The sequence below is a fragment of the Vibrio sp. 10N.286.52.C3 genome (assembly GCF_041468865.1).
Classification (GTDB): Bacteria; Pseudomonadota; Gammaproteobacteria; order Enterobacterales; family Vibrionaceae; genus Vibrio; species Vibrio crassostreae_C.
Genome location: NZ_JBFRJM010000013.1, coordinates 14,512 through 36,498, shown reverse-complemented (window position 1 = coordinate 36,498; position 21,987 = coordinate 14,512). Strand labels below are relative to the sequence as shown.

The following is a 21,987-nucleotide window of genomic DNA, read 5'->3' as shown; positions in this document are numbered from 1 at the left end:
CAATTAGGAAACAAAGCCGCTCTTCGAACTCAATACCGTACTTGCTGACCATCGAGATAAAATCCCAGTTGGTGTATTGAGATAAAGCTGACTTCACGAAGTGAGGGTTGTTACACAGGAAGTTGTTGGCTGAAACATCATAGTTAGTGAAGTTACAACGACCGCCACCTGAGATTAAAATTTTTCTGCCTGGTTTCTTTGCATGATCAACCACCAGCACTCGTCGGCCACGTTTACCAGCTTCCGCAGCACACATTAAGCCTGCGGCGCCCGCACCAATTACGATTACATCAAATTTTTCACTCATGTGGTTCTGCTTTTCTTCACTTTTGCATTTCGAGTACACCCTGTTCTCGAAATGCCATCAATAAAAAAGGATGTGCATAAACAGCACATCCTTACTAATTGCTCGCTATTTTAGCGGCAATTTTAAACTTTGCAATTGATGTTCAATTGTACAATTAGCAGACAGCAGCAAAACCACTACTTGGCTTAGCGAACCAACAACCAAAGCTTCACACCAAAACCTAAGCTCTACTTCACACGTACTAAAAACTCAGACGATGAAAGAAGACAGCAAGGTTACACCTAGCAGAGCGGAAGAGAGTATGAATAACTGTCTTACGCGATCGCACTTCGAAGTAAAAACTTCGTCATGATGATGGTGATACTCTTTGCTTTTGATGTAACTGAACAGGCGAACCTGTTTGGTCATATTGCCATGGGTTGTGAAAAAACCGCCTCCGTCTACTTGTTGATAAAGTAGAGGATGCGCTTCTCGCATAATATAAATGAGCGTTCTTAGCGCAGTAAAATAACGCGCCCAGTTCACGCAAGTCACAACCATTAGTGCAAATAGAATAGTGTCGCCGCTGATCATCCTTTCCTCCCTACATCTTCATAAGAAAACTCAAAAGAAAAAGATAATCAGTGTCTTTTTCGTACTACCTAAACGGCAGGAGCTTCCATAATTGAAGATGAACCATCTTTTGCCAATTGCGCTAGGTCTTTATCAATAAAAAACAGTGCTTTACCGTCTTCACCAACAAGCTCTAGCTTATCCAATACACCTTTAAACAACTTCTCTTCTTCGTGTTGCTCTGCAACGTACCATTGCAGGAAGTTAAAGGTTGAGTAATCTTGTGTGCTGAAAGCAACGTGAGCCAGTTTGTTGATCTTTTGAGTAATCATTTGCTCATGTTCATAAGTTTCACGGAACACAGCACCAAGGCTATCAAATTCATGTTTTGGCGCTTCAATCGCACCTAGAATTGGCATTGCACCTGTTTCACTTACGTAAGTGAAAAGACGCTGCATATGTTCCATTTCTTCTACTGCATGAACACGCAGAAACTCTGCTGCACCTTCAAATCCTTTGTCTTCACACCAAGCACTCATTTGTAAGTATAGATTGGATGAGAAAAATTCTAGGTTAATTTGATCATTCAGTTGCTCAACCATAGTTTTTGACAGCATTTAAGACTCCTAATTACATCCTCAATTTTCTCTACTATATCACTATTTAATGAATATCTCGCAGGCCATTAGTTAACCAATATTTCGAGCTGTCATTACGCAAGACAGTGGATATGAGATCACTTCAGCAAAAAAAGCCATCGCATAGTGCTAATCTTAAATCAGACAATGAATAAAGGAGGTAGCGATATGAGTTACAAACATATTTTGGTCGCGGTCGATTTATCAGAAGACAGCAAATTAATTGTGGATAAAGCGGTAGCATTGGCTAAGCCATTGGAAGCCAAAGTCTCTTTTATCCATATCGATATTAACTACGCAGAGCTGTATACCGGCCTGATTGATATCAACATGGCCGAAACCCAGCACAACGCGATGGAAGCGTCTCGTATTCAGCTGCAAAATTTTGCGGAGCACGCCCAATACCCGATCACCCATACCCTAGTAGGCAGTGGTGATTTGAGTCATGAGCTGTGTGACACCATCAACGAGTTCAATGTTGATCTCGTGGTTTGCGGTCACCATCAAGACTTTTGGAGCAAGCTGCTCTCTTCAACACGCCAACTGATCAACGCCTCTCCGGTTGATATGCTGGTCGTGCCTCTAAGAGATTCAGAAGACTAATGATTTAAGGTTAGGTAACATACAGCTCATATCTTATTAACGAAGTTTTACTATGAGCTATTTAGCTGGTGTTACCCTCCTATGGGCCTTCTCCTTTAGCCTGATCGGCGTTTACCTTGCGGGTCTGGTTGATTCTTGGTTCTCTGTTTTAATGCGTGTTGCCCTTGCCGGCGTCGTATTTCTTCCTTTCCTAAAGTTTCGCGGCGTATCGCGTAAGCTGATCGCTAAATTGATGGCAATTGGTGGTATCCAGCTTGGCCTGATGTACTGCTTCTACTATCAGTCTTTCTTACTGCTATCCGTTCCTGAAGTCCTTTTGTTTACCGTTTTCACGCCAATTTACGTCACGCTTATTTATGACTTTCTCAAAGGGCAATTCTCTCCGTGGTACCTAGTGACAGCGGCAATTGCGGTATTGGGCGCGGTATTCATTAAGTTCGCAGGTATTAACGAAAACTTTTTAGTCGGCTTCCTCGTCGTGCAAGGCGCGAACCTGTGCTTTGCTATTGGTCAGGTGGGCTACAAGGTGGTGATGGAGAAGGAATCGACCGAGTTGCCTCAGCGAACCGTATTTGGTTACTTCTACTTAGGGGCGCTATGTGTCGCGTCAGTGGCTTTCATGCTACTAGGCAACCCAGAGAAACTGCCCACCACCACACTTCAATGGGGAATCCTGATCTACCTTGGCTTGATTGCGTCGGGGCTGGGTTACTTTATGTGGAATAAAGGCGCGTGCATGGTGAATGCTGGCGCGCTGGCAGTGATGAACAATGCCTTGGTTCCTGCTGGTCTGGTGGTGAATATCCTGATTTGGAACAGAGATGTCGATTTGGTTCGCTTGTCTATTGGTGGCGCCGTTATCTTATTCTCTTTATTCGTCAATGAGACGTGGGTGAAGAAGCGCGTAGCAAGATCCGCAAGCAACGCTTAGCTGATTTGAACGAGCTACATGAGTCAGCTCGGATAACCCCAAAAAGCAAAAGAGCGACCTAAGGTCGCTCTTTTTAAATCATCGCTGTAGCAATAAACCATTCAAATCAACTTCAGTGGATTTGATTGTGGCTCACTACCTGAGTCTTGGTTTCAGTGAAGGCAACATCATCAAGTTGTAGGTTGATTCGTTCCAATTCACTTTCCAGCTTCTGACTTTTCTTAAACAGCTTTTGCTGCTTCTTAATCATCTTCGCCAGTTTCTTATTGTACTTCTCTTGTTTCTTAGCCGCTTTCTTCGCTTGTTTGAGTTCAGCTTTCTCATCACCGCTCGCCTTCGCCATCAGTTTTTTCAGCTTGGCTTTTTTCTGTGCGGCTTCTTTTTTGGCAAGCTCAGGGGCCATATCAGCGGCGGCTGGATCGAACATTTGTACGCTCGGTTCAATTGCCTCGTTGATTTCCGCAAGCGACAGTTCTGGTGCAGGTAATGTTTCCGCTAGCAGGCCGCATGCGACTTTCTCTTCAACGGGTTTGTTTTGACAACCAAGAGGTGGAATTGCGGTGGGTTTGCATAGATTCGCTTGATCCGCCGAAGAACGCGCGCAAGAACGACACACGAACTTAGGTTCAGTCACCAAGCTGTGGATCTCGCCCAAGTGTTCGGTGATATCTCGACGGTTTAACTTACAAAAGCGTTTAGCCATGCTTCAACTCCAGCTAAGAATAATAATGATTCTTAGTTAGATATACATCTGTAACGCGACTATCGCAAGTGTTAAATGGCAATTTATCGTATTTATGACGGGAAATTTTCTTAGCGTGTATCTAAGTTATTGATGCTTCAATTAAGTCATTGATGCTTTCACATAGACGTCAAAACGGTTCTTTTTGGTTTCGATCGCCATGCTCGGTTTTTGCTCGTCTAACCAAGCTGCGTAATCCGGTCTTTTAACCACAACTCGCTTCGATGCCAACTTCATCGCTGGCTCAAATAGGCCATCAGCATCCAGATCGGCACCCACCAAAGATTGGAATACGCGCATCTCTTTTTTGACCAGAGCCGATTTCTTTTTGTTCTCTGGGTGTGGGTACATAGGGTCGAGGTACACCACATCAGGTTGTTCAAAGTCAGGATCGTTACTGAGCTTGTCTAAAGCATCGTGACTGGATGCGTGAATCAACTTCATACGCTCGCTTACCCAACCGCCGATGTCTGGGTCTTGCTGGGCACGTTGTAAGCCATCATCCAGCAAAGCTGCTACTACAGGGTGACGCTCTACCATTTGCACCTTGCAACCTAGAGAAGCCAATACAAACGCATCGCGACCTAAGCCTGCAGTACCATCAAGAATGGTTGGCGTAGCCCCTTTGTTTAAACCTGCCGCCTTGGCGATCGCCTGACCTTTGCCACCACCAAACTTACGTCTGTGACCAACCGCACCGCCCACTAAATCAACAAAGATAGCTCCTAACTTGGGCTCGTCCACTTTGCGTAACTCAAGACGCTCATCAGTCAGCACCAAGGCAAATTCGCTGTTTTCATCATGAGATAAATTCCAACGGGTCGCCAAGTCATTCAAATGATCGATTTGGGTAGCATCTTCGCAAATCAGTTGTAGTTGCAAGGTCGTCTCCAACAGACAGTAGTATTCAAAACAAAAGAGGCAACCAGTTTACCTGATTGCCTCAACAATACATATTAGCGGTGAAAAGTATTCCCAGCTAAAGTCGGCTTACCTAAACCAATGGCTCTGTCTCTCGCTCTTGTCTTAACTCTTCAACAAGCTCTGCGAGTGGCTTAGGTCGCCCTATGATGTAGCCCTGCGCGTAGTTCACACCCAGTTCGATAAGCTTGTCGATAATCTGGGTATTTTCAACGAACTCAGCCACGGTGTGCTTGCCCATCTGCTTGGCAAGATCATTGATCGAGCGAACCATCACATGGTCCATCTCATTCACATCAATATCACGTACAAACAAGCCATCGATCTTCACAATATCGACAGGCAGCTTTTTCAGATAGCCAAATGACGATAGCCCTGAGCCAAAATCATCCAATGCAATCATGCAGCCAAGCTCTTTGATTCGAGTGAAGAACTTGATCGCCTGCTTCATGTTACTCATGGCCGCTGTTTCGGTGATCTCTAAACAAATCTTATGACACGGTATCGATGAATCGCTCAGGCTATCTATCAAAAATTCGACAAACTCACGGTTACCCATCGAGTGACCGGAAAGATTGATTGAACACATCCCCAGTTCCTCAATAACCTCAGGGCGTTGCTCCAACCAACCCAAGGTTTGACTGACGACTTGGCGGTCAATCAAATGCGCGATGTTATAACGCTCTGAGGCTGGCATGAAGATCCCCGGGGAGATGTATTCCCCTTGGATGTTCTTGATGCGGACCAAGATTTCAAAGTGCATTTTATCGCTGTCTTCATCTAGGCCAAGAATTCGCTGCGCAAACAACTCTAAGCGATCGTTAGCCAAGGCCTCATGCACTAGGTTAACGCACTCCATCTCAAGATGGCGACGACGCAGGTCTTCATCATCTTGATGGTAAAGATGATAGCGATTGCGACCTTCTTCTTTAGCGGCATGACAAGCTGCATCCGCCTGAGCGTGCACCATCTGTGGTGAAGCTGCTGTATGGTCGATCAATCGAATACCGATAGAGCACGTCAGGTTGAGTCGAATATCATCCCACAAGAATGGATTCTCACTCATCATCGAGATAATACTGCGACACACATTCACCGCATCTCGTTCAGTACAGTCTTTCATCAGCACAGCAAACTCATCACCACCCATTCGCGCTAACACCGCATTGTAAGGCAGTACGTCTTCTAGCAGTTTGGCGCTAAACAAGATCGCAGCATCACCCGCTTCATGTCCTGCGGTATCGTTCAGCACTTTCAGCTGATCCAAATCTAGGAACAACATTGCGTGAGTTCGCATGTGGCTCTCAACCTCTTTCAGCGCCTTTTGCAGCTCTTGCTCAAAGTGGTTGCGGTTAAAGGTGTCAGTCAGTAGGTCATAGCGAGCCTGATACTCTAGCTTTTCAGAAAGCTCGTGCGTTTCGGTGATGTCTTCACCCACAATCAACAGCTGATCAGACTCCACCAACGGGCGGATATTTTCACGAATCCAGATCTTGCTGCCGTCGGCATGGCGATATTCGATATCACGACGCCACACACCACGAATCTTATGCTGAGGTTGCAGCAAGATATGACGAGGAATCATCGCGTTCTCATCAACATAGAATTCTCTAGGGCGATGGCCCAACAACTGATCGAGAGGGTATCCCAAAAGCTCTTCGGCAAACTGGTTCACTTGTTGAATGCGATTATTGCCATCGAGCGTAATCATCATCACCGGCTGTTTGTCGTAATACAGCTTCAAGTTTGCTTCACGTTGGAACAGCTTATTCTCAGCAAGCTTACGCGAGGTCACGTCGCGCGCCTCAAAGAGAAACTGAATGTCTTCGTCTTCACTGCCCGGCATCGGCTTCAATGAAATATCCAACACCATCGCACCGCGATCTCGACACCACACCTCGGCTTCAAATCGTAAGGCTGGGTGCTCACTTTTTGCGATGAAATATTCGGCTAGCACTTCTCGCGCAGAACTTTCCCAATGTTGGTGTTGTTGCAGCGGCGTTCCCAGTTTATAGCCTTGATTATAAAGCAGCTCATGTAACTTGCTGTTACTCGACAGCAGCACGCCACCCTTATCAATGATGCCCATAAATTGCAGGCTCTGATCAAATATCGACTCCAACAGTCGTTGGCTTTGGCGACTTGCACGTTCGCTCTTCTTCAGACGGTTAAGGTAATACACCAACACCGCGATAACACACGACATGCTCAAGAACATTAAACCGATGGTGCGAATTTCATCGCGATAGCGCATTAAGAATGACTTCGGCTTATTGAGGAAGGTTACTGAGGCTTCATTCTCTGCACCCAAATCCCAACGTGAGATCTGTTGGTAATCGAGTTTGATTTCTGGCGCGCCAGCAACCACCAATGGCAATGGAGCCTTAGGATTGTTCAGCACGCTCAACAGCACGCGCCCCGTGTCTCGACCTTGCGTTTCTCCACTGTGGATCACGCCACCAATCGCACCAAACCCAAGTCCTAAATCATGCACAATATACAATGGCATCTGAGTTTTTTTGTTGAGCTGACGCCAGTCTTCTTTGCTGCTGACCCGACCATTGATGTCGCGGTAGTAGGCCCAGAACAACAAACTTTTAGTTAGATCAGCGCGTTGCGCGAACGTCATCAGTTCTTGATAAGAATCAGGCGTATATTGCTCCACCATCCCAGAAAACTCAGGGCGTTTTTGTAGAAATAAATCCACTTGAGCGCGAATCGCTTCACCCGTTACCGAGTGATCGGTAACCACGTAAACTTTTTTAACCGTCGATTGAAGTCGATTGATCAACTCAATATTGCTCGCCATATCAATATCTTCAGTGATACCGGTTGCGTGCAAGCCTTCAATCATTTGCGGAGAAAAATTGTTGATGCCACCAAAAATAACGGGCGTGCCATTGAGTTCGGGCGCTAAGCGTTTCATCAGATTGAGGGCGTTATTATCACTGACGGCTACAGCGGCAAACTCTTCATGCGACAGCTTAGTGCGGTATAGCTGATAAATTCGCTCTAAGTATTCAGCGTTTTGAGTTCGCTTGGTATCGAGATAAACAACCCGGTAAGATAACCCATCGCGATCGAGCTCATCAGATAGTCCTTTATGGAAATCATCTGTCCAGAAAAAGCCTTGATGATAAGAGTGAATAACCAACACATCTTTTGCCTGAGCTGAAGCAAAAACACTCCAACACATCACAATAAAAAATAACGAAAATCGCACTGAATTCACCCTAACCCTATAGTTACTGCTAATATTATCACCCTTGGCTATGATGTGTACTCAAGCCGGTATGTTTTTCATTCAACCTAAGGATTATGCATGTCCACAACCACAGCTCGTCTAGATGATCTAGACCGTGCCATTCTCAAAACCTTGATGGAAGATGCACGAACTCCTTACGCTGAAATGGCAAAGCAGTTCGATGTCAGCCCTGCGACGATTCACGTTCGCATCGAAAAGATGAGATCGGCAGACATTATCGAGCGAACGGAAGTTGTGGTAAACACCAAAAAACTGGGTTACGACGTGTGTTGCTTTATTGGCATCAACCTTAATGCTGCCAAAGATTACCACTCGGCGATCGCTAAGCTGAATGCCTTAGACGAAGTGGTTGAGGCGTACTACACCACTGGTGCTTACAATATCTTTGTAAAGCTGATGTGTAAGTCGATAGAAGAGCTGCAGTTTGTATTGATCGATAAGCTGCAAGCGATCGATGAAGTTCAGTCGACAGAGACACTGATTTCATTGCAGAACCCTATCAACCGCAATGTGAATCCATAACATTGATTCGCCTTGCTTGGCATAACGCACAGACAAAAAAAGAGCCTCTAACTAGAGGCTCTTTTCGCAATAAACTAGATAGTTACCGTGATTATGCGTTGATTCCCGCGTGGCGCAGCATTGCGTCGATTTGTGGCTCACGACCACGGAAGCGTTTGAACAGCTCCATTGGCTCTTCACTGCCACCCATTTCAAGGATGTTGTTCAGGAAGCGATTACCCGTTTCAGTGTTGAAGATACCCTCTTCTTCAAATGCTGAGAACGCATCTGCCGATAGCACTTCTGCCCACAGGTAGCTGTAGTAGCCCGCGCTGTAACCACCAGCAAAGATATGACCAAAGCTGTGTGAGAAACGGTTCCAATCTAGGCTTGGCAGTACCGACACCTTAGACTTAACATCCGCTAGCGTTTCTAGTACGCGAGCACCCACTTCAGGGTCGTATTCTGTGTGTAGCGTGAAATCGAACAAACCAAGCTCTAGCTGACGCAGGATAAACATCGCAGATTGGAAGTTCTTCGCCGCTAGCATCTTCTCTAGCATCTCTTTTGGTAGCGCTTCACCCGTTTCGAAGTGACCAGAGATGAACGACAGCGCTTCTTCTTCCCAACACCAGTTTTCTAGGAACTGACTTGGTAGCTCAACCGCATCCCAAGGCACACCATTGATACCCGCAACTGCGCCCGCTTCTACTTGCGTTAGCATGTGGTGGATACCGTGGCCGAATTCGTGGAACAAGGTCACCACTTCATCGTGAGTAAACAGTGCTGGCTTATCACCAACTGGCTTATTGAAGTTACACGTTAGGTAAGCAACCGGGGTCTGTAGCTCGCCAGATTCGGTAATGCGACGACCACGACAGTCATCCATCCAAGCGCCACCACGTTTGTGTTCACGTGCGTATAGATCTAGGTAGAAGCTACCACGCAGTGTTCCAGTCGCATCAAAGATATCAAAGAAACGCACTGACTCATGCCAAGTGTCTACGCCTTGACGCTCTGTTACCGACATACCAAACACGCGGTTCAGTACCTCAAACAGACCTGAAACCACATTAGATTCTGGGAAGTAAGGACGAAGCTCTTCATCAGAGATCTCGAACAGTTTCTGTTTTTGTTTCTCACTGTAGTAAGCGATGTCCCACAGGTTTAGCTCAGAGACACCAAATTCTTTCTCAGCAAACTGGCGTAGCTCTTCAACTTCTCGCTCACCTTGCGGTTTGGCTTTTACTGCTAGGTCGTTTAGGAAGCCAAGCACTTGGTCTGGCGTTTCTGCCATCTTAGTCGACAGTGATTTTTCGCTGTAAGTACTGAAACCCAACATGCGCGCGATCTCGTGGCGCAGCTTAAGTTGCTCGGTGATGATCTCAGTGTTGTCCCACTTACCTGCGTTTGGACCGCGATCTGAAGCGCGCGTTACGTACGCTTCATAAAGCTCTTTACGCAGTTCTTGGTTATCACAGTAGGTCATCACAGGTAGGTATGATGGGATATCTAAAGTCAGTAGGTAGCCTTCTTGCTCTTTAGACTCAGCCGCCGCTTGAGCTGCCGCCAGTGCTGATTCAGGCATACCTGCCAGCTCAGCTACGTCTGTGTTCTGCTTGCTCCAACCCATGGTTGCATCAAGCACGTTATTTGAGAATTGAGAGCCTAACTCAGACTGGCGCTTGCTGATCTCGCCGTAACGATGCTGTTCATCTGCAGGTAAGCCAATGCCCGACAATTCAAAGTCGCGCAGTGCGTCGGTAATAGTTTTTTGTTGAGCTCGGTTCAGTGCAGAGAATGCTTCACTCGCCTTAATCGCTTTATACGCTTCGAACAAGCCTTTGTGTTGGCCAACCCAAGTGCCGTATTCAGATAGCACAGGTAAGCAGCTCTCATACGCTTCACGCAGTTCGTCACTGTTCACGACAGAGTTCATATGGCTTACAGGTGACCAAATGCGACCTAAACGATCATCCACTTCTTCAATTGGAGCAACTAGGTTGTCCCAGCTTGGTGAAGTATTACCTTCAAGTACTTGTTCTATCTTGTTGCGACACGCTTCAATCACTTGCTCAACTGCAGGCTTTACGTGCTCTGGCTTGATCTGTGAAAACGGAGGTAAGTCCGTGAAGGTTAATAGCGGATTAGACATATAAACATTCCTTTGGCTTTAGAGACTTTCGTCTTTTTTGTAATGAGGTCGTCTTACAGTCATCAGGCTAAAGTTCGCCCTAAAAAATCACCTGCGAATAGTTATTAAATAGTGCCCATAAAGGCAAATTTCAATAGTAGAACCAATAACTAACTGCAGATAGCTGACGACTGTCCCTGAATTGTTCGAGAATTTATGGTCCATTGAGGGTTATAATAGTCTGATTAACCCCACCTACACTAACCACACTCTAATTCGAGAGTGTTACGAGAGTTTAATTTGTTAAGTTATCGCCACAGCTTCCACGCAGGTAACCATGCCGACGTAGTAAAGCATATCGTACAGAGCCTTATTCTTAATTCTTTGAAACAAAAGGATAAGCCTTTTGTTTATCATGACACTCACTCTGGTGTAGGTCGTTACGACTTAACGCATGAATGGTCTGAAAAAACCGGTGAATACAAGCAAGGTATTGCTCGTGTGTGGGAGCAAACAGACCTTCCTGAAGACATTCAAAGCTACCTTGAGTCTATTTCCATTCTCAATAATGGCGAGAAACTGCGTTACTACCCGGGTTCTCCACGTGTTGCACGTGCACACCTGCGTGACCAAGACCGCATGGTACTGACTGAGCTTCACCCAGCCGATCACCCGCTGCTTGAGCAAGAGTTCCACCGTGATCGTCAGGTATCTATCTACAAAGAAGATGGTTTTAAGCGCTTAAAGGGCAGCCTGCCACCAAAAGAACGTCGTGGTTTAGTACTGATCGACCCGCCTTACGAGCTGGCAAAAGAGTACCGTGATGTCGTGACTGCAATCGCTCAAAGCCACAAGCGCTGGGCAACCGGTATCTACGCAATTTGGTACCCGGTAGTAAATCGCTGTGATATCGAAGATATGATCGAAGGTCTCGAAGGCTTAGGCATCAACAAGATTCTACAAATCGAACTTGGCGTATCACCAGACACCAACGAGCGTGGCATGACGGCATCAGGCATGATCGTGATTAACCCGCCTTGGAAGCTAGAAAGCCAAATGAAAGAGATTCTTCCATTCTTGAAGGAAGCAATTGCGCCGGCGACCGGTCACTTCAAAGTAGAGTGGATCGTACCCGAGTAATCTCGAACTTAACGTCATGCTCTGACAAATATTAAGCAGATTGTGACGTACACGAATAAATTTTAAACAGGGAGATTGAGTTCAACCGATCTGCCCTCAATATAATAATTATTATACAATTTAAGAATCTATAGGACGTAGGTGTTCAGTGCGCTCACTGTACCCACAGCCTTCAATAAATGGAGAAAGTAATGGCGACTCATTTTGATTACATCTGTATCGGCGGCGGTTCAGGCGGCATCGCATCAGCAAACCGCGCAGCAATGCACGGTGCAAAGGTTGCACTTATCGAAGCTCAAGACCTTGGTGGTACTTGTGTAAACGTTGGTTGTGTTCCTAAAAAGGTAATGTGGCACGGCGCTCAAGTTGCTGAAGCGATCAACCTATACTCTGAAGATTACGGCTTCGACGTTGACGTAAAAGGCTTCAATTGGAGCAAATTGGTAGAAAACCGCCAAGCGTACATTGGTCGTATCCACCAATCTTACGATCGCGTACTGGGTAACAACAAAGTAAACGTAATCAAAGGCTTTGCTAAGTTCGTTGACGAGAAGACTGTTGAAGTTAACGGCGAACACTACACAGCAGATCACATCCTGATCGCGGTAGGTGGTCGTCCAACGATTCCAAACATCCCAGGTGCAGAATACGGCATCGATTCAAATGGCTTCTTCGACCTGATGGAGCAACCAAAACGCGTTGCTGTTATCGGTGCAGGTTACATCGCGGTTGAAATTGCTGGCGTTCTAAGCGCGCTTGGCACAGAAACACACCTGTTCTGCCGTAAAGAATCTCCACTACGTAGCTTCGATCCAATGATCATCGAAACGCTAGTAGAAGTAATGGAAGCAGAAGGTCCAACACTTCACACACACTCAGTGCCTAAAGAAGTTGTGAAAGAAGCGGATGGCACACTGACTTTACACCTAGAGAACGGCAACATTCAAAACGTTGACCACCTAATCTGGGCTATCGGTCGCCACCCAGCGACTGACGCTATCAACCTAGCATCGACTGGCGTTGAGACGAACGATCGTGGCTACATCAAGGTAGACGAGTTCCAAGCAACTAACGTTCCTGGCATCTACTGTGTTGGTGACATCATGGAAGGCGGTATCGAGCTAACTCCTGTAGCTGTTAAAGCAGGTCGTCAGCTTTCTGAGCGTCTATTCAACGGTCAAACCAACGCTAAGATGGACTACAATCTAGTTCCTACTGTTGTATTCAGCCACCCACCTATCGGCACGATTGGTCTAACGACTCAAGAAGCTGAAGAGAAGTACGGCAAAGACAACATTAAGGTTTACACATCTGGCTTCACTGCGATGTACACAGCAGTAACCAAGCACCGTCAACCTTGTAAGATGAAGCTAGTATGTGCTGGCGAAGAAGAGACTGTCGTTGGCCTACACGGCATCGGCTTCACGGTTGATGAAATGATTCAAGGCTTCGGCGTTGCAATGAAGATGGGCGCAACCAAAGCAGATTTCGACTCTGTTGTGGCGATTCACCCAACGGGCAGCGAAGAGTTTGTTACCATGCGTTAAACCTTTGTAAGTCAAAGAAATATTATGAAAAAGCCGACATCTGTCGGCTTTTTGTGTTTTTTACCGTATGTTTGAATGTTTATTAACCGAACAACATTTTACACACTTAACTTGGAAGAAAGATCACGCTACAATCGCGCGCTATAAAATTACACGCATAAAAATAACAAATAGCTCTATTACAGAAAGGATATACGAGTAATGAAAAAAGTGAGTATTCTCGCAGCGGCGATTGCAGTGGCTTTAACAGGTTGTGGTAGCGACAGTTCTAATTCAGGTGTCACAACACCGACAGAACCATCAACAACAACCAACAAATTTATCGATGCCGCTGTTGAAGGTATCTACTACAACACCAGTTCTGGCTTAAACGGTATTACAAATAGCGAAGGCGAATTTACCGCTAAAACTAACGACACAGTGACCTTCTTTATTGGTGGTGAAAATGGCTTAAAAGTGGGCGCAGCATCCAACCGTGATGTATTGACTCCATTTGAAGCTGCGGGCAAATATGCACGTGCCGTTAACCTAGCGATTTTACTTCAATCTTTAGATAACGAATTTGGTAGTTCGTCCGATGATGTGCTGACCATTCCAGATGCGCTGCGATCGCCTGATGCAACGACTCTAGCTAAGATGGAAGATCTAAGCTTAGATGATCGTGATAGCGTGATCGACTTCTTAGACGAAATGGGCGTAGACTCTGCAAACATCACTTCGGAAGAAGATGCTCTTGATCATATGCAAAATGCGTTTGGCTCAATGACTCGCGGCGAAGACACCGTTAATCCTTTTATGGCTGAAGGTAAAATCGTTCGTTATATTGATGTGACTCAAAACTCTGAAAAGTTCACCTACGTTCATGCTGATAAGCTTATGGAATCAGAAATGTTTGAACGTACTCGTGGCATGACCGAGATGACATTCAAGGTGAACTCAGCTGACTCCGTCTCTATGCTGGCTGGATCGAACGATTATTCATTGTCGGAAAACTTCGCAGAACAGTACCTCACCTGTGTTTCTAACGCTGCGCACCAATGGATTGATAAAGATAACGCCGAAAAACAAGGGTGTGATACTAACGACGATGGTCTAGTGGACAGAGAGAATGGCTCCCTTACACCGGATAGTCAGTTTGTGCTCAACAACCCTTTTGCATACAGACTTCGAGATCTAGCACAGTCTTCAACGGCAGATGAAGAATTTACAAACTCGGACATCGACTGGATGCCGTTTGATGCTGAAAAGGCATCAGACCTAAACCATTACACCGCCAACCATGTTTGGGATGATGGTAAGAACGGCACGCCAAAATGGATTCGCAGCACAACCTCTGGCTCTTTTGACCCTGTGACTGGTATTTATTCCGAGATCGTTAAAAAAGAAACACTAGGCGATGACCCTAACAATGACCCATCTCGTGCAACAGAGCGCGTTGGTTACTATTATGAAGTTGATTCAAAAGATGCCGAGCGCTACGTCGACTTCACAGGTACATGGGACACCACCGCGATTTGTGGCGATGGACAAAGTGCAGTCATGAGAATGGTCTTCTCAGACTTAGCAATCACAATATCTGGCGCAGAGTGTGAAAGCCAAAATGGTGCTCCTTCATCACCGGAAGATTTGGGCGAGTCTGTTTATACTTACGCTGAATTAGCGACTATCGACTACTGGTGGTTCAACCAAGCGGGCCGCGAGTCGAAAGCAACCTTGACTGAGTTGAACACGGTCGTGCGCTTCTGTGACGCTGATGACTATGTAGCAGGTACAGCGTGCCACGCAAACGATGAGTACTTCATTAAATGGGAATACCAACCAGCAGGCACTGATTGGGATGAGGGCCTACTGATTCGTCGTAAGATGGACAGCTTCGGTAATAGCAACGGCAGCTCTAGCATCATGCAGAAAATCAACTAATCGCTAAATTGATTCGTTTACCTCTAGATAAACCAGAAGCACGCTTCTGGTTTTTTTCATTTTTAGTATAGATGAACCTTCAAGCCCCCATCCCCGTAGATACAAAAACAAAATCTTAGCGATCCAAAACAACAACGGAGTTTGTAATGAATCTACTGATCGAATCATTTGAAGGCGGGATTTACTTGGCTTACCAAGTTATTGGCGAGCAAAAACAATTAATCAAAGATGACCACCAGCACCCTATGAAGTTTTTGAGTATTAACCAAGCACGCGATCACTTTAGCGACCAAGGCGTAGCATCAGCAATGTTGGTTCATAACAGCGCCTACGACGAGATGTGCGGTGAGCATTGTGGTAGCACACAGCCTTTCGAGATTGATTTGAAGTGGAGTTAAATCAACCTCAAATCAATCGCGATAAAAATTGAAAGGCTTGCATCAATGCAAGCCTTTCTTATGGGAGTCACTTTCACTTTTAATCACCTAGATTAGCGCGATGTCCGTTTAAGTCTTCGTTTAATGTTCTGCTCTTTCACTACAAAGTCGAATAGCGGAGCGAACAGGTTGGCGAACAAGATAGCCAGCATAATGCCCTCTGGGTAGGCTGGATTAAGCACTCGAATACCGACCGTCATCACGCCGATCAAAATCCCATAGGCCCATTTACTCTGATTGGTAAACGCGGCAGATACAGGGTCTGTTGCCATGAAGAAGGTACCAAAGGCAACACCACCCAACACAAAGTGCCAGTAAAACGGCATCGAAAACATCGAGTTAGTATCCGACCCTATCCAGTTCAGTAAACTCGACGTCACGACAAGGCCGACAATCACACCGGCGACAATGCGCCAAGACGCTATCTTCATCACAATCAAAATCAACCCCGTCAGCATGATCAGCAGTGACGACACCTCACCCATCGAACCTGGAATATTACCGATAAAGGCATCCATCCAGGTGATCGCCTCGCCAGTCATATTATTGATTAGTGACGGGCTGCCCCCCTCATACCATTGGCTCAGTGGGGTCGCGCCTGAATAGCCGTCAGCGGCAACCCACACAAGCCCACCCGACATGTTGGCTGGATAGGCGAAATAGAGAAACGCGCGGCCTGCAAGGGCTGGGTTCAAGAAGTTTCGTCCTGTACCACCGAACAGCTCTTTGGCGACAACGATACCAAAGGTGATACCTAACGCGGCTTGCCAAAGCGGGATGGTTGGCGGGAGGATGAGTGCAAACAGCACAGAGCTAACAAAAAAACCTTCATTAACTTCGTGCTTACGAACGACAGCAAACAGTACCTCCCAGACGCCACCTACTACAAACACCGTGGCATAAACGGGTAGGAAATAGAGTGCACCAAGCAACATCTGACTTGCCCAGCCACTTGCCATCAATGACTGCGCATCACCAAATGCCCACGACAGACGCCAGCTACTCTCGATAACCGAGGCAAGTTCATTTAATTGATAACTGGATGTGAGTGCGAGAACGCTTTGGTGTCCGACGTTATACATTCCCCAGAACATTGCCGGGAAGGTCGCCAACCACACCAAAATCATAATGCGCTTTAGGTCAATGCTGTCACGAACATGGGTTATGCCGCGGTTTACGTTTCCGGGTGTATAGAATATTGTCGCGAAAGCTTCATACACTGGGTAGAGCTTTTCGTACTTACCACCGGCTTCAAAGCGTGGAGCCACGTCTTCTAATCGTTTTTTTAAACTCATAATCTCAACCACCTTATTGCTTGAGTTATGGTTTTCTACGCATCAGCCGCGCTATTTGAACAATTTTTAACGATTTTTAATCAAATTCGTCTTGAAGAACGAGTGTCTAAAAGTCGAACCGATGTCGAAAAAGAGAGGCGTATAAACAACAAAGCCCCAGCAATGGCTGAGGCTTATTTGGTTTGGTAACGGTCGTCGTTACTTAACGCACATCACATTAAGCAATGAAGAACCTTTCAACTGGTTGACGTTACCGTTGGTAAACAGACCTTTCTTATCTGCGCCCCAATAAGGGAGATGCATTGGCCAGTTCTGTTTTTCCATAACCTTTGAGCTCAAGATGCTTTGCCATTGCTTCTCACTCATCAGCTTCATGTTGACCTGATTACACACCAATTCAGCGCTATCGTAATCTAGGCGGCTCCAAGGCTTACCTTGCTCCATGTAGAACTGTTGTTGATGATCTAGAAGGTAAGGAATAGCATATTGGCTACCCGCAATGTCTGCTTTCACGCGAATCTCGATCTCTAGATCATTGTCTGAACTCGCGTTACCGCTTGGTAGCGTCTGAATTGCTGCAGCGCTCGCTACCGCCGCCACTTGCTTAGTAGCCACAGGTTTCGGTGCAGGCTTAGCTTCTACTTTTGCAGGAGCCTTGTGCGTCACCGCTTTTGGCTCTGCTGGTTTTGCCACAATAGGCTGTGATGAGGTTTTCGACTTATCGACCATACGAATAAAGGCTTCACCGTAACCAGAAACCTTACGCACCTGAGCTAGGTCTTTTCTCGCATCAGAGAAGGTAGAGTAAGGTCCGATTAAGCAACGGTAGTCTCCGCCTTCTGGCTTCATCCAAACGTTGGTCGAGATCTTCTCATACAGAGGCTTTGCTCTGCTCAGTGACAGAGGCTTGTTCAGCAGGCCACATTGAACCCAAAACAGTTCGTTATCTGAATGACGTTTAGGTGCTTTACTGCCCCACACGCCCTTACCGATCGGACATGATTGCTCTAGCTGTGGTAATTGGTTGGTGCTTGCCTGAGTTGCATCACATAGAACCGACTCTGCATTCACTTGGCTCGATACCAAAAGAGATGCAGCGATAAGCCCCATACGATAATTTCTCGTCACAGCACGACATACAGCATTCATTGTCAATTTCATAACCACCACTTAAACCCTTGCGGGCTAATTATTACCGAATCTATATCGATAAAACATGAATTCCATTTTAACTATTATTGACAATGTCAATAATACTAAGTTCCAGATCCATTAAGCAAAAAAAGAGCCGTAATTGCTTACGGCTCTTAATTTAGTGACTTTTTTTACTAAAAATCAAACCGGGCTATCACCCTTTATAAATTTTCGGGTTAAACACGTCACGTAACCAGTCGCCTAATAGGTTAATAACTAGAACCAATGTTACCAAAAGCACACCTGGGAATGCTGTGATCCACCATGCTCCTGAGAAAATGTAGTTAAAACCAGTACTGATCAGGGCGCCGAGTGACGGTTGGTCTACCGGAAGACCTAAACCTAGGAAAGAAAGTGCCGCTTCTGACATGATGGCATTTGCCACCTGTACCGTAGAGATAACCAAAATCGGTGATAAACAGTTAGGCAGAATATGACGGAACATGATGCGAGGCGCTCTAAAGCCCATCACACGTGCCGCTTCTACGTACTCTTTCTTCTTCTCTGCCAATACCGATGCACGAATCGTACGAGCATACTGCGGCCATTCAGCAATACCGATGATCACCACCAGCATAACAACCGCATATTGCGCGTAGAAGTCACTACCGAAACTCGCCTTAAAGATGGCCGAGACAATGATCGCAACCATCATGGTTGAGAACGAAAGCTGAACATCGGCAAAACGCATCAAGAAGCTATCAATACGACCACCGAAGTAACCTGCAGACAAGCCAATGATGATACCGAGAGTCAGCTGAAGACCTACCGCTAGGAAACCGATCGTCAATGACAGACGCGAGCCGTAAAGCATCGTAGATAAGATGTCACGACCCTGCTCATCAGTACCCAGTAGGAAGCGTTCTTCGCCGTCTTCCATCCAAGATGGTGGCAACTCAGAATCCATGATGTCGATAGACGTCACGTCATACGGGTCTGTTGGCGCTAGAATCGGTGCCGCTAATGCCATAACAAGGAAAGCTGCAAAGATAGCGAAGCTCACCATTGCCACTTTGTCACGTAAGAAGTAGTACAGAATGTCTGACTGCTTGAATCGCTCCCAACGAGATGGAGCTGTTGTTGTTTGTTCCATGATTATGCTCCTTTCCCTGTGATGTTCACTGTTGGGTTAATGATGCCGTAAAGCAGGTCAACAATGGTGTTAGTTACTACGAAGATCAGGCCAACGAAGATAACGTATGCGGTAATCAGTGGTGTATCCACTCGGTTAATCGCTTCAAGGAATAGGAAGCCGGTACCCGGCCACTGGAATACAGTTTCAGTAAGAATGGTGTAAGCCACCATAGTACCGATTTGAACACCGCCTACCGTTAGTACTGGCAGCATTGTGTTTTTCAAAGCGTGTTGGTAGTAAATCTTGTTCAGCGCTAGACCTTTTGCTTTACCAAACTTGATATATTCAGAGCTAAGAACCTCGAGCATTTCAGAACGTACTAGACGAATGAATAGCGGCAGCATGATAGATGCCAGAGCAATACTCGGCAGCACTAAGTGCGCAAGACCATCGAGCGTTAAGAAGCCAGACTCCCAACCAAACCAGTTTGCGGTATCACCACGTCCGAATGACGGCAGCCAACCGAGTTCAATAGAGAACACATACATCAGCATGATTGCGGTTAAGAAAACAGGTACCGAGATACCGATACTACTGCCCGCCATCACCAGTTTGGTGAAGAAGCTTTTTGGGTGTATTGCAGAATAAACGCCGAGTGGAATCGACAGACAAACGATGATCAAAGAAGCGCCAAACACAAGTTCAAGCGTCGCGACCAATTTGTCTAAGATTACGTCCACAGCAGGGCGTTTAAAGAAATATGAAGTACCAAGATCACCTTGTAGAGCTGCGCCCACAAAGCGAGTGTATTTTGTAATGAAGGGATCATTTAAGCCGAGTTCATCACGCAGCGCTTGACGCTCCGATTCTGAAACAGATTGACCGACTAACTCACGCAACGGGTCGCCCAGGTTATCCTGAATGGCAAACGCCACCAAACTGATCACAAACATCACTATCAGTGCCTGAAACAGGCGCTTGACCAGAAACGTAACCATTCCTTGCCCCTTATCTATCCATGACTATCTAGTCGAAATCCGCGACTAGATAACAAAATTCAGTCTTAAAAAAGGTATTTAGCCAGACTGAAGGAAGACCAAATACCGAAACTTAAATCTATTTCTTAATAATTTGAGAGCCTGAAAAGCTTCAGGCTCTCGATTCTAGCAAGCTAGATTATTTTACAACTAGGTCGCCGAAGTAAGGCATAACCATTGGGTTTACTACGTCTGCTGCACCTACATTAGACTTCGCGCCCCACGCTTCACTTTGCCAGTGTAGCGGTACGAATGCTGCGTCGTTGTAAAGTGTTGCTTCAACGCCTTTCAGCATTTCAGAACGCTTAACTGGGTCAGTTTCAGTGTTAGAAGCTTCTACGATCGCATCCATTTCTGGGTTTGAGTAACCAGAACAGTTGTATTGACCACGGCCAGTTTCTTCGTTACGAGTCATAGTTAGGAACTCGTTGAAGTTAGCTGAATCTTCTGTATCTGAGTGCCAGCCGATCATCATCATATCTGCTGAACATAGGTCAAACTCAGGCCAGTACTGTGCTTTAGGCATAGTCTTAAGATCAACTTTGATACCAATCTTAGATAGCATTGCCGCAGACGCTTGCGCTACTTTCGCATCGTTCACGTAACGGTTGTTTGGTGCCATCATAGTTAGCGTAAAGCCATCTTCGTAGCCCGCTTCTTTCATCAGCTCTTTCGCTTTTTTCAGATCGTAACGAGGAACTAGGTCTTCGTTGTGACCCGCGTAGCCTGTTGGGCTTTGCTGACCAGCTGCTGTTGCGAAGCCTTTCATGATCTTCTTAACGATACCTTCGTTGTTGATTGCGTGAACAATCGCCTGACGAACGCGAACATCTTTAAGTGCTTCGTTGCTGTTTTGGTTCATTTGGAACGTGATGATACGAGTACCAGGTAGCGTCACTAGATCGATGTTCTTAGCGTTTTTAACACGCTTGTGATCGTTTGGTGCTACTGGGTGAATCATATCAACGTCGCCAGAAAGAAGTGCTGCAACACGTGTCGCGTCTTCTTTGATTGGCACAAGTGTTAGCTTGTCTACGTTGCCTTCAGTTTCTGTGTCCCAGTAATCGTTGAAACGCTCGAACGTTACTTTAACGCCTTGCTCACGCTGCGTTACGATGAATGGACCAGTACCTGAAACGTTAGTCGAAGCAAACGAGTTACCGTGCTTAACTAGCTCAGACTTGTCTTTACCTTCCGCTGTTTGGCCAGAGTAGAACTTGCTGTCCATTGGGAAGATGTAAGTTGCTGTTTGTAGTACTAGTGGGTAAGCCGCTTTTGATACTAGCTCAACTGTGTAGTCATCCACTTTTACCATTTTTTCGTATGGCGTGAAGATAGACTTAAAGTCTGGAGAAGCTTGTAGACGTTCAAAAGTCCACACAACATCATCAGCAGTCAGTTCGTTACCAGAGTGGAATTTCACACCTTTACGTAGGTTGAAGCGGAAAGTCGTTTCATCAACACGCTCCCAGCTAGATGCTAGGCGGCCTTCAAAATCCATCTCTTGAGTGAAACGTACTAGAGGGTCAAACACCATGTGAGACATTTGCAGTGTGCCACCAGACAGCTGCTCGTGCGGGTCAAGTGATACTGGGTCAGCTGCGTAGCCAACGGTAATATCTGCTGCTGCTGCACTAAAGCTTAGGCCAGCTGCCATTAAAGCTACTGCTAATTTGCTTTTCATGGTTTTCATTGCATAACTCCTTCATGCGGGAATCCAGATCCCTAGTTGTTGTATTTGCGTCTGT

At 46.0% G+C, this 21,987-nt stretch carries 19 protein-coding genes; 7 read left to right on the top strand and 12 right to left on the bottom strand.

Annotated features, from left to right (window positions below; genetic code table 11):
* The 3 genes from AB4138_RS05565 to ftnA form a co-directional block, all read right to left on the bottom strand.
* On the bottom strand, nucleotides 1-307 hold a 307-nt coding region (locus AB4138_RS05565), incomplete at its 3' end, for an FAD-dependent oxidoreductase (RefSeq protein ID WP_372305221.1).
* A 249-nt stretch (nucleotides 308-556) separates the two neighbouring features.
* Complete coding sequence (gene uspB, locus AB4138_RS05560; protein ID WP_009848060.1) at nucleotides 557-880, bottom strand: universal stress protein UspB; 324 nt, start codon at nucleotides 878-880, stop codon at nucleotides 557-559.
* A gap of 68 nt (nucleotides 881-948) precedes the next feature.
* Nucleotides 949-1,476 carry a non-heme ferritin gene (gene ftnA, locus AB4138_RS05555; protein ID WP_004735556.1) on the bottom strand — a complete coding sequence of 176 codons (528 nt, stop codon included), beginning with the start codon at nucleotides 1,474-1,476 and terminating at the stop codon, nucleotides 949-951.
* Nucleotides 1,477-1,665: 189 nt separating this feature from the next.
* On the opposite strand from ftnA, the gene uspA reads away from it, so the two are divergent.
* A complete protein-coding gene (uspA, locus tag AB4138_RS05550) occupies nucleotides 1,666-2,100 on the top strand; it encodes a universal stress protein UspA (RefSeq protein ID WP_017060149.1) in 435 nt (144 codons plus the stop codon).
* Nucleotides 2,101-2,152: 52 nt separating this feature from the next.
* The gene (locus tag AB4138_RS05545) at nucleotides 2,153-3,031 is read left to right on the top strand and encodes a carboxylate/amino acid/amine transporter (RefSeq protein WP_372305218.1); all 879 of its coding nucleotides are present in this window, start codon (nucleotides 2,153-2,155) and stop codon (nucleotides 3,029-3,031) included.
* Between the two features lie 112 nt (nucleotides 3,032-3,143).
* Here the strand turns inward: AB4138_RS05545 and AB4138_RS05540 are convergent, their stop codons facing one another.
* The 3 genes from AB4138_RS05540 to AB4138_RS05530 form a co-directional block, all read right to left on the bottom strand.
* Nucleotides 3,144-3,734 carry a hypothetical protein gene (locus AB4138_RS05540; RefSeq protein WP_017060147.1) on the bottom strand — a complete coding sequence of 197 codons (591 nt, stop codon included), beginning with the start codon at nucleotides 3,732-3,734 and terminating at the stop codon, nucleotides 3,144-3,146.
* A 141-nt stretch (nucleotides 3,735-3,875) separates the two neighbouring features.
* Complete coding sequence (locus AB4138_RS05535; protein WP_372305215.1) at nucleotides 3,876-4,655, bottom strand: class I SAM-dependent methyltransferase; 780 nt, start codon at nucleotides 4,653-4,655, stop codon at nucleotides 3,876-3,878.
* A gap of 112 nt (nucleotides 4,656-4,767) precedes the next feature.
* A complete protein-coding gene (locus tag AB4138_RS05530; protein ID WP_372305224.1) occupies nucleotides 4,768-7,890 on the bottom strand; it encodes an EAL domain-containing protein in 3,123 nt (1,040 codons plus the stop codon).
* A 126-nt stretch (nucleotides 7,891-8,016) separates the two neighbouring features.
* Between AB4138_RS05530 and asnC the strand changes: the two genes are divergently transcribed.
* On the top strand, nucleotides 8,017-8,481 hold the full coding sequence (asnC, locus tag AB4138_RS05525; RefSeq protein WP_008218581.1) for a transcriptional regulator AsnC: 465 nt from the start codon (nucleotides 8,017-8,019) through the stop codon (nucleotides 8,479-8,481).
* A 91-nt stretch (nucleotides 8,482-8,572) separates the two neighbouring features.
* Here the strand turns inward: asnC and prlC are convergent, their stop codons facing one another.
* Entirely contained in the window at nucleotides 8,573-10,615 is a 2,043-nt protein-coding gene (prlC, locus tag AB4138_RS05520; protein ID WP_372305213.1) for an oligopeptidase A, read from the bottom strand.
* Between the two features lie 279 nt (nucleotides 10,616-10,894).
* On the opposite strand from prlC, the gene AB4138_RS05515 reads away from it, so the two are divergent.
* The 4 genes from AB4138_RS05515 (at nucleotide 10,895) to AB4138_RS05500 (ending at nucleotide 15,599) form a co-directional block, all read left to right on the top strand.
* Nucleotides 10,895-11,734 carry a 23S rRNA (adenine(2030)-N(6))-methyltransferase RlmJ gene (locus tag AB4138_RS05515; protein WP_017060143.1) on the top strand — a complete coding sequence of 280 codons (840 nt, stop codon included), beginning with the start codon at nucleotides 10,895-10,897 and terminating at the stop codon, nucleotides 11,732-11,734.
* A gap of 191 nt (nucleotides 11,735-11,925) precedes the next feature.
* Nucleotides 11,926-13,281 carry a glutathione-disulfide reductase gene (gorA, locus tag AB4138_RS05510; RefSeq protein WP_372137648.1) on the top strand — a complete coding sequence of 452 codons (1,356 nt, stop codon included), beginning with the start codon at nucleotides 11,926-11,928 and terminating at the stop codon, nucleotides 13,279-13,281.
* A gap of 201 nt (nucleotides 13,282-13,482) precedes the next feature.
* Entirely contained in the window at nucleotides 13,483-15,201 is a 1,719-nt protein-coding gene (locus AB4138_RS05505) for a hypothetical protein (RefSeq protein WP_372132677.1), read from the top strand.
* Nucleotides 15,202-15,347: 146 nt separating this feature from the next.
* Nucleotides 15,348-15,599, top strand: coding sequence for a DUF6482 family protein (locus AB4138_RS05500; RefSeq protein ID WP_017070091.1), 252 nt, complete (start codon nucleotides 15,348-15,350; stop codon nucleotides 15,597-15,599).
* Between the two features lie 92 nt (nucleotides 15,600-15,691).
* Here the strand turns inward: AB4138_RS05500 and AB4138_RS05495 are convergent, their stop codons facing one another.
* The 5 genes from AB4138_RS05495 to AB4138_RS05475 all read right to left on the bottom strand — a co-directional run bounded on the left by AB4138_RS05495 (nucleotide 15,692) and on the right by AB4138_RS05475 (nucleotide 21,932).
* On the bottom strand, nucleotides 15,692-16,933 hold the full coding sequence (locus AB4138_RS05495) for an NADH:ubiquinone reductase (Na(+)-transporting) subunit B (protein WP_017070090.1): 1,242 nt from the start codon (nucleotides 16,931-16,933) through the stop codon (nucleotides 15,692-15,694).
* A 198-nt stretch (nucleotides 16,934-17,131) separates the two neighbouring features.
* Nucleotides 17,132-18,094 (bottom strand): SPOR domain-containing protein, encoded by a 963-nt coding sequence (locus AB4138_RS05490; protein ID WP_029235875.1) that lies wholly within the window; start codon nucleotides 18,092-18,094, stop codon nucleotides 17,132-17,134.
* Between the two features lie 187 nt (nucleotides 18,095-18,281).
* Complete coding sequence (locus tag AB4138_RS05485; RefSeq protein ID WP_017060135.1) at nucleotides 18,282-19,220, bottom strand: ABC transporter permease; 939 nt, start codon at nucleotides 19,218-19,220, stop codon at nucleotides 18,282-18,284.
* A gap of 2 nt (nucleotides 19,221-19,222) precedes the next feature.
* Nucleotides 19,223-20,200 carry an ABC transporter permease gene (locus tag AB4138_RS05480; protein WP_048612413.1) on the bottom strand — a complete coding sequence of 326 codons (978 nt, stop codon included), beginning with the start codon at nucleotides 20,198-20,200 and terminating at the stop codon, nucleotides 19,223-19,225.
* A 178-nt stretch (nucleotides 20,201-20,378) separates the two neighbouring features.
* Nucleotides 20,379-21,932, bottom strand: a complete 1,554-nt coding sequence (locus AB4138_RS05475) for an ABC transporter substrate-binding protein (protein ID WP_017631993.1) — start codon at nucleotides 21,930-21,932, stop codon at nucleotides 20,379-20,381.
* Nucleotides 21,933-21,987 lie beyond the last annotated feature (55 nt).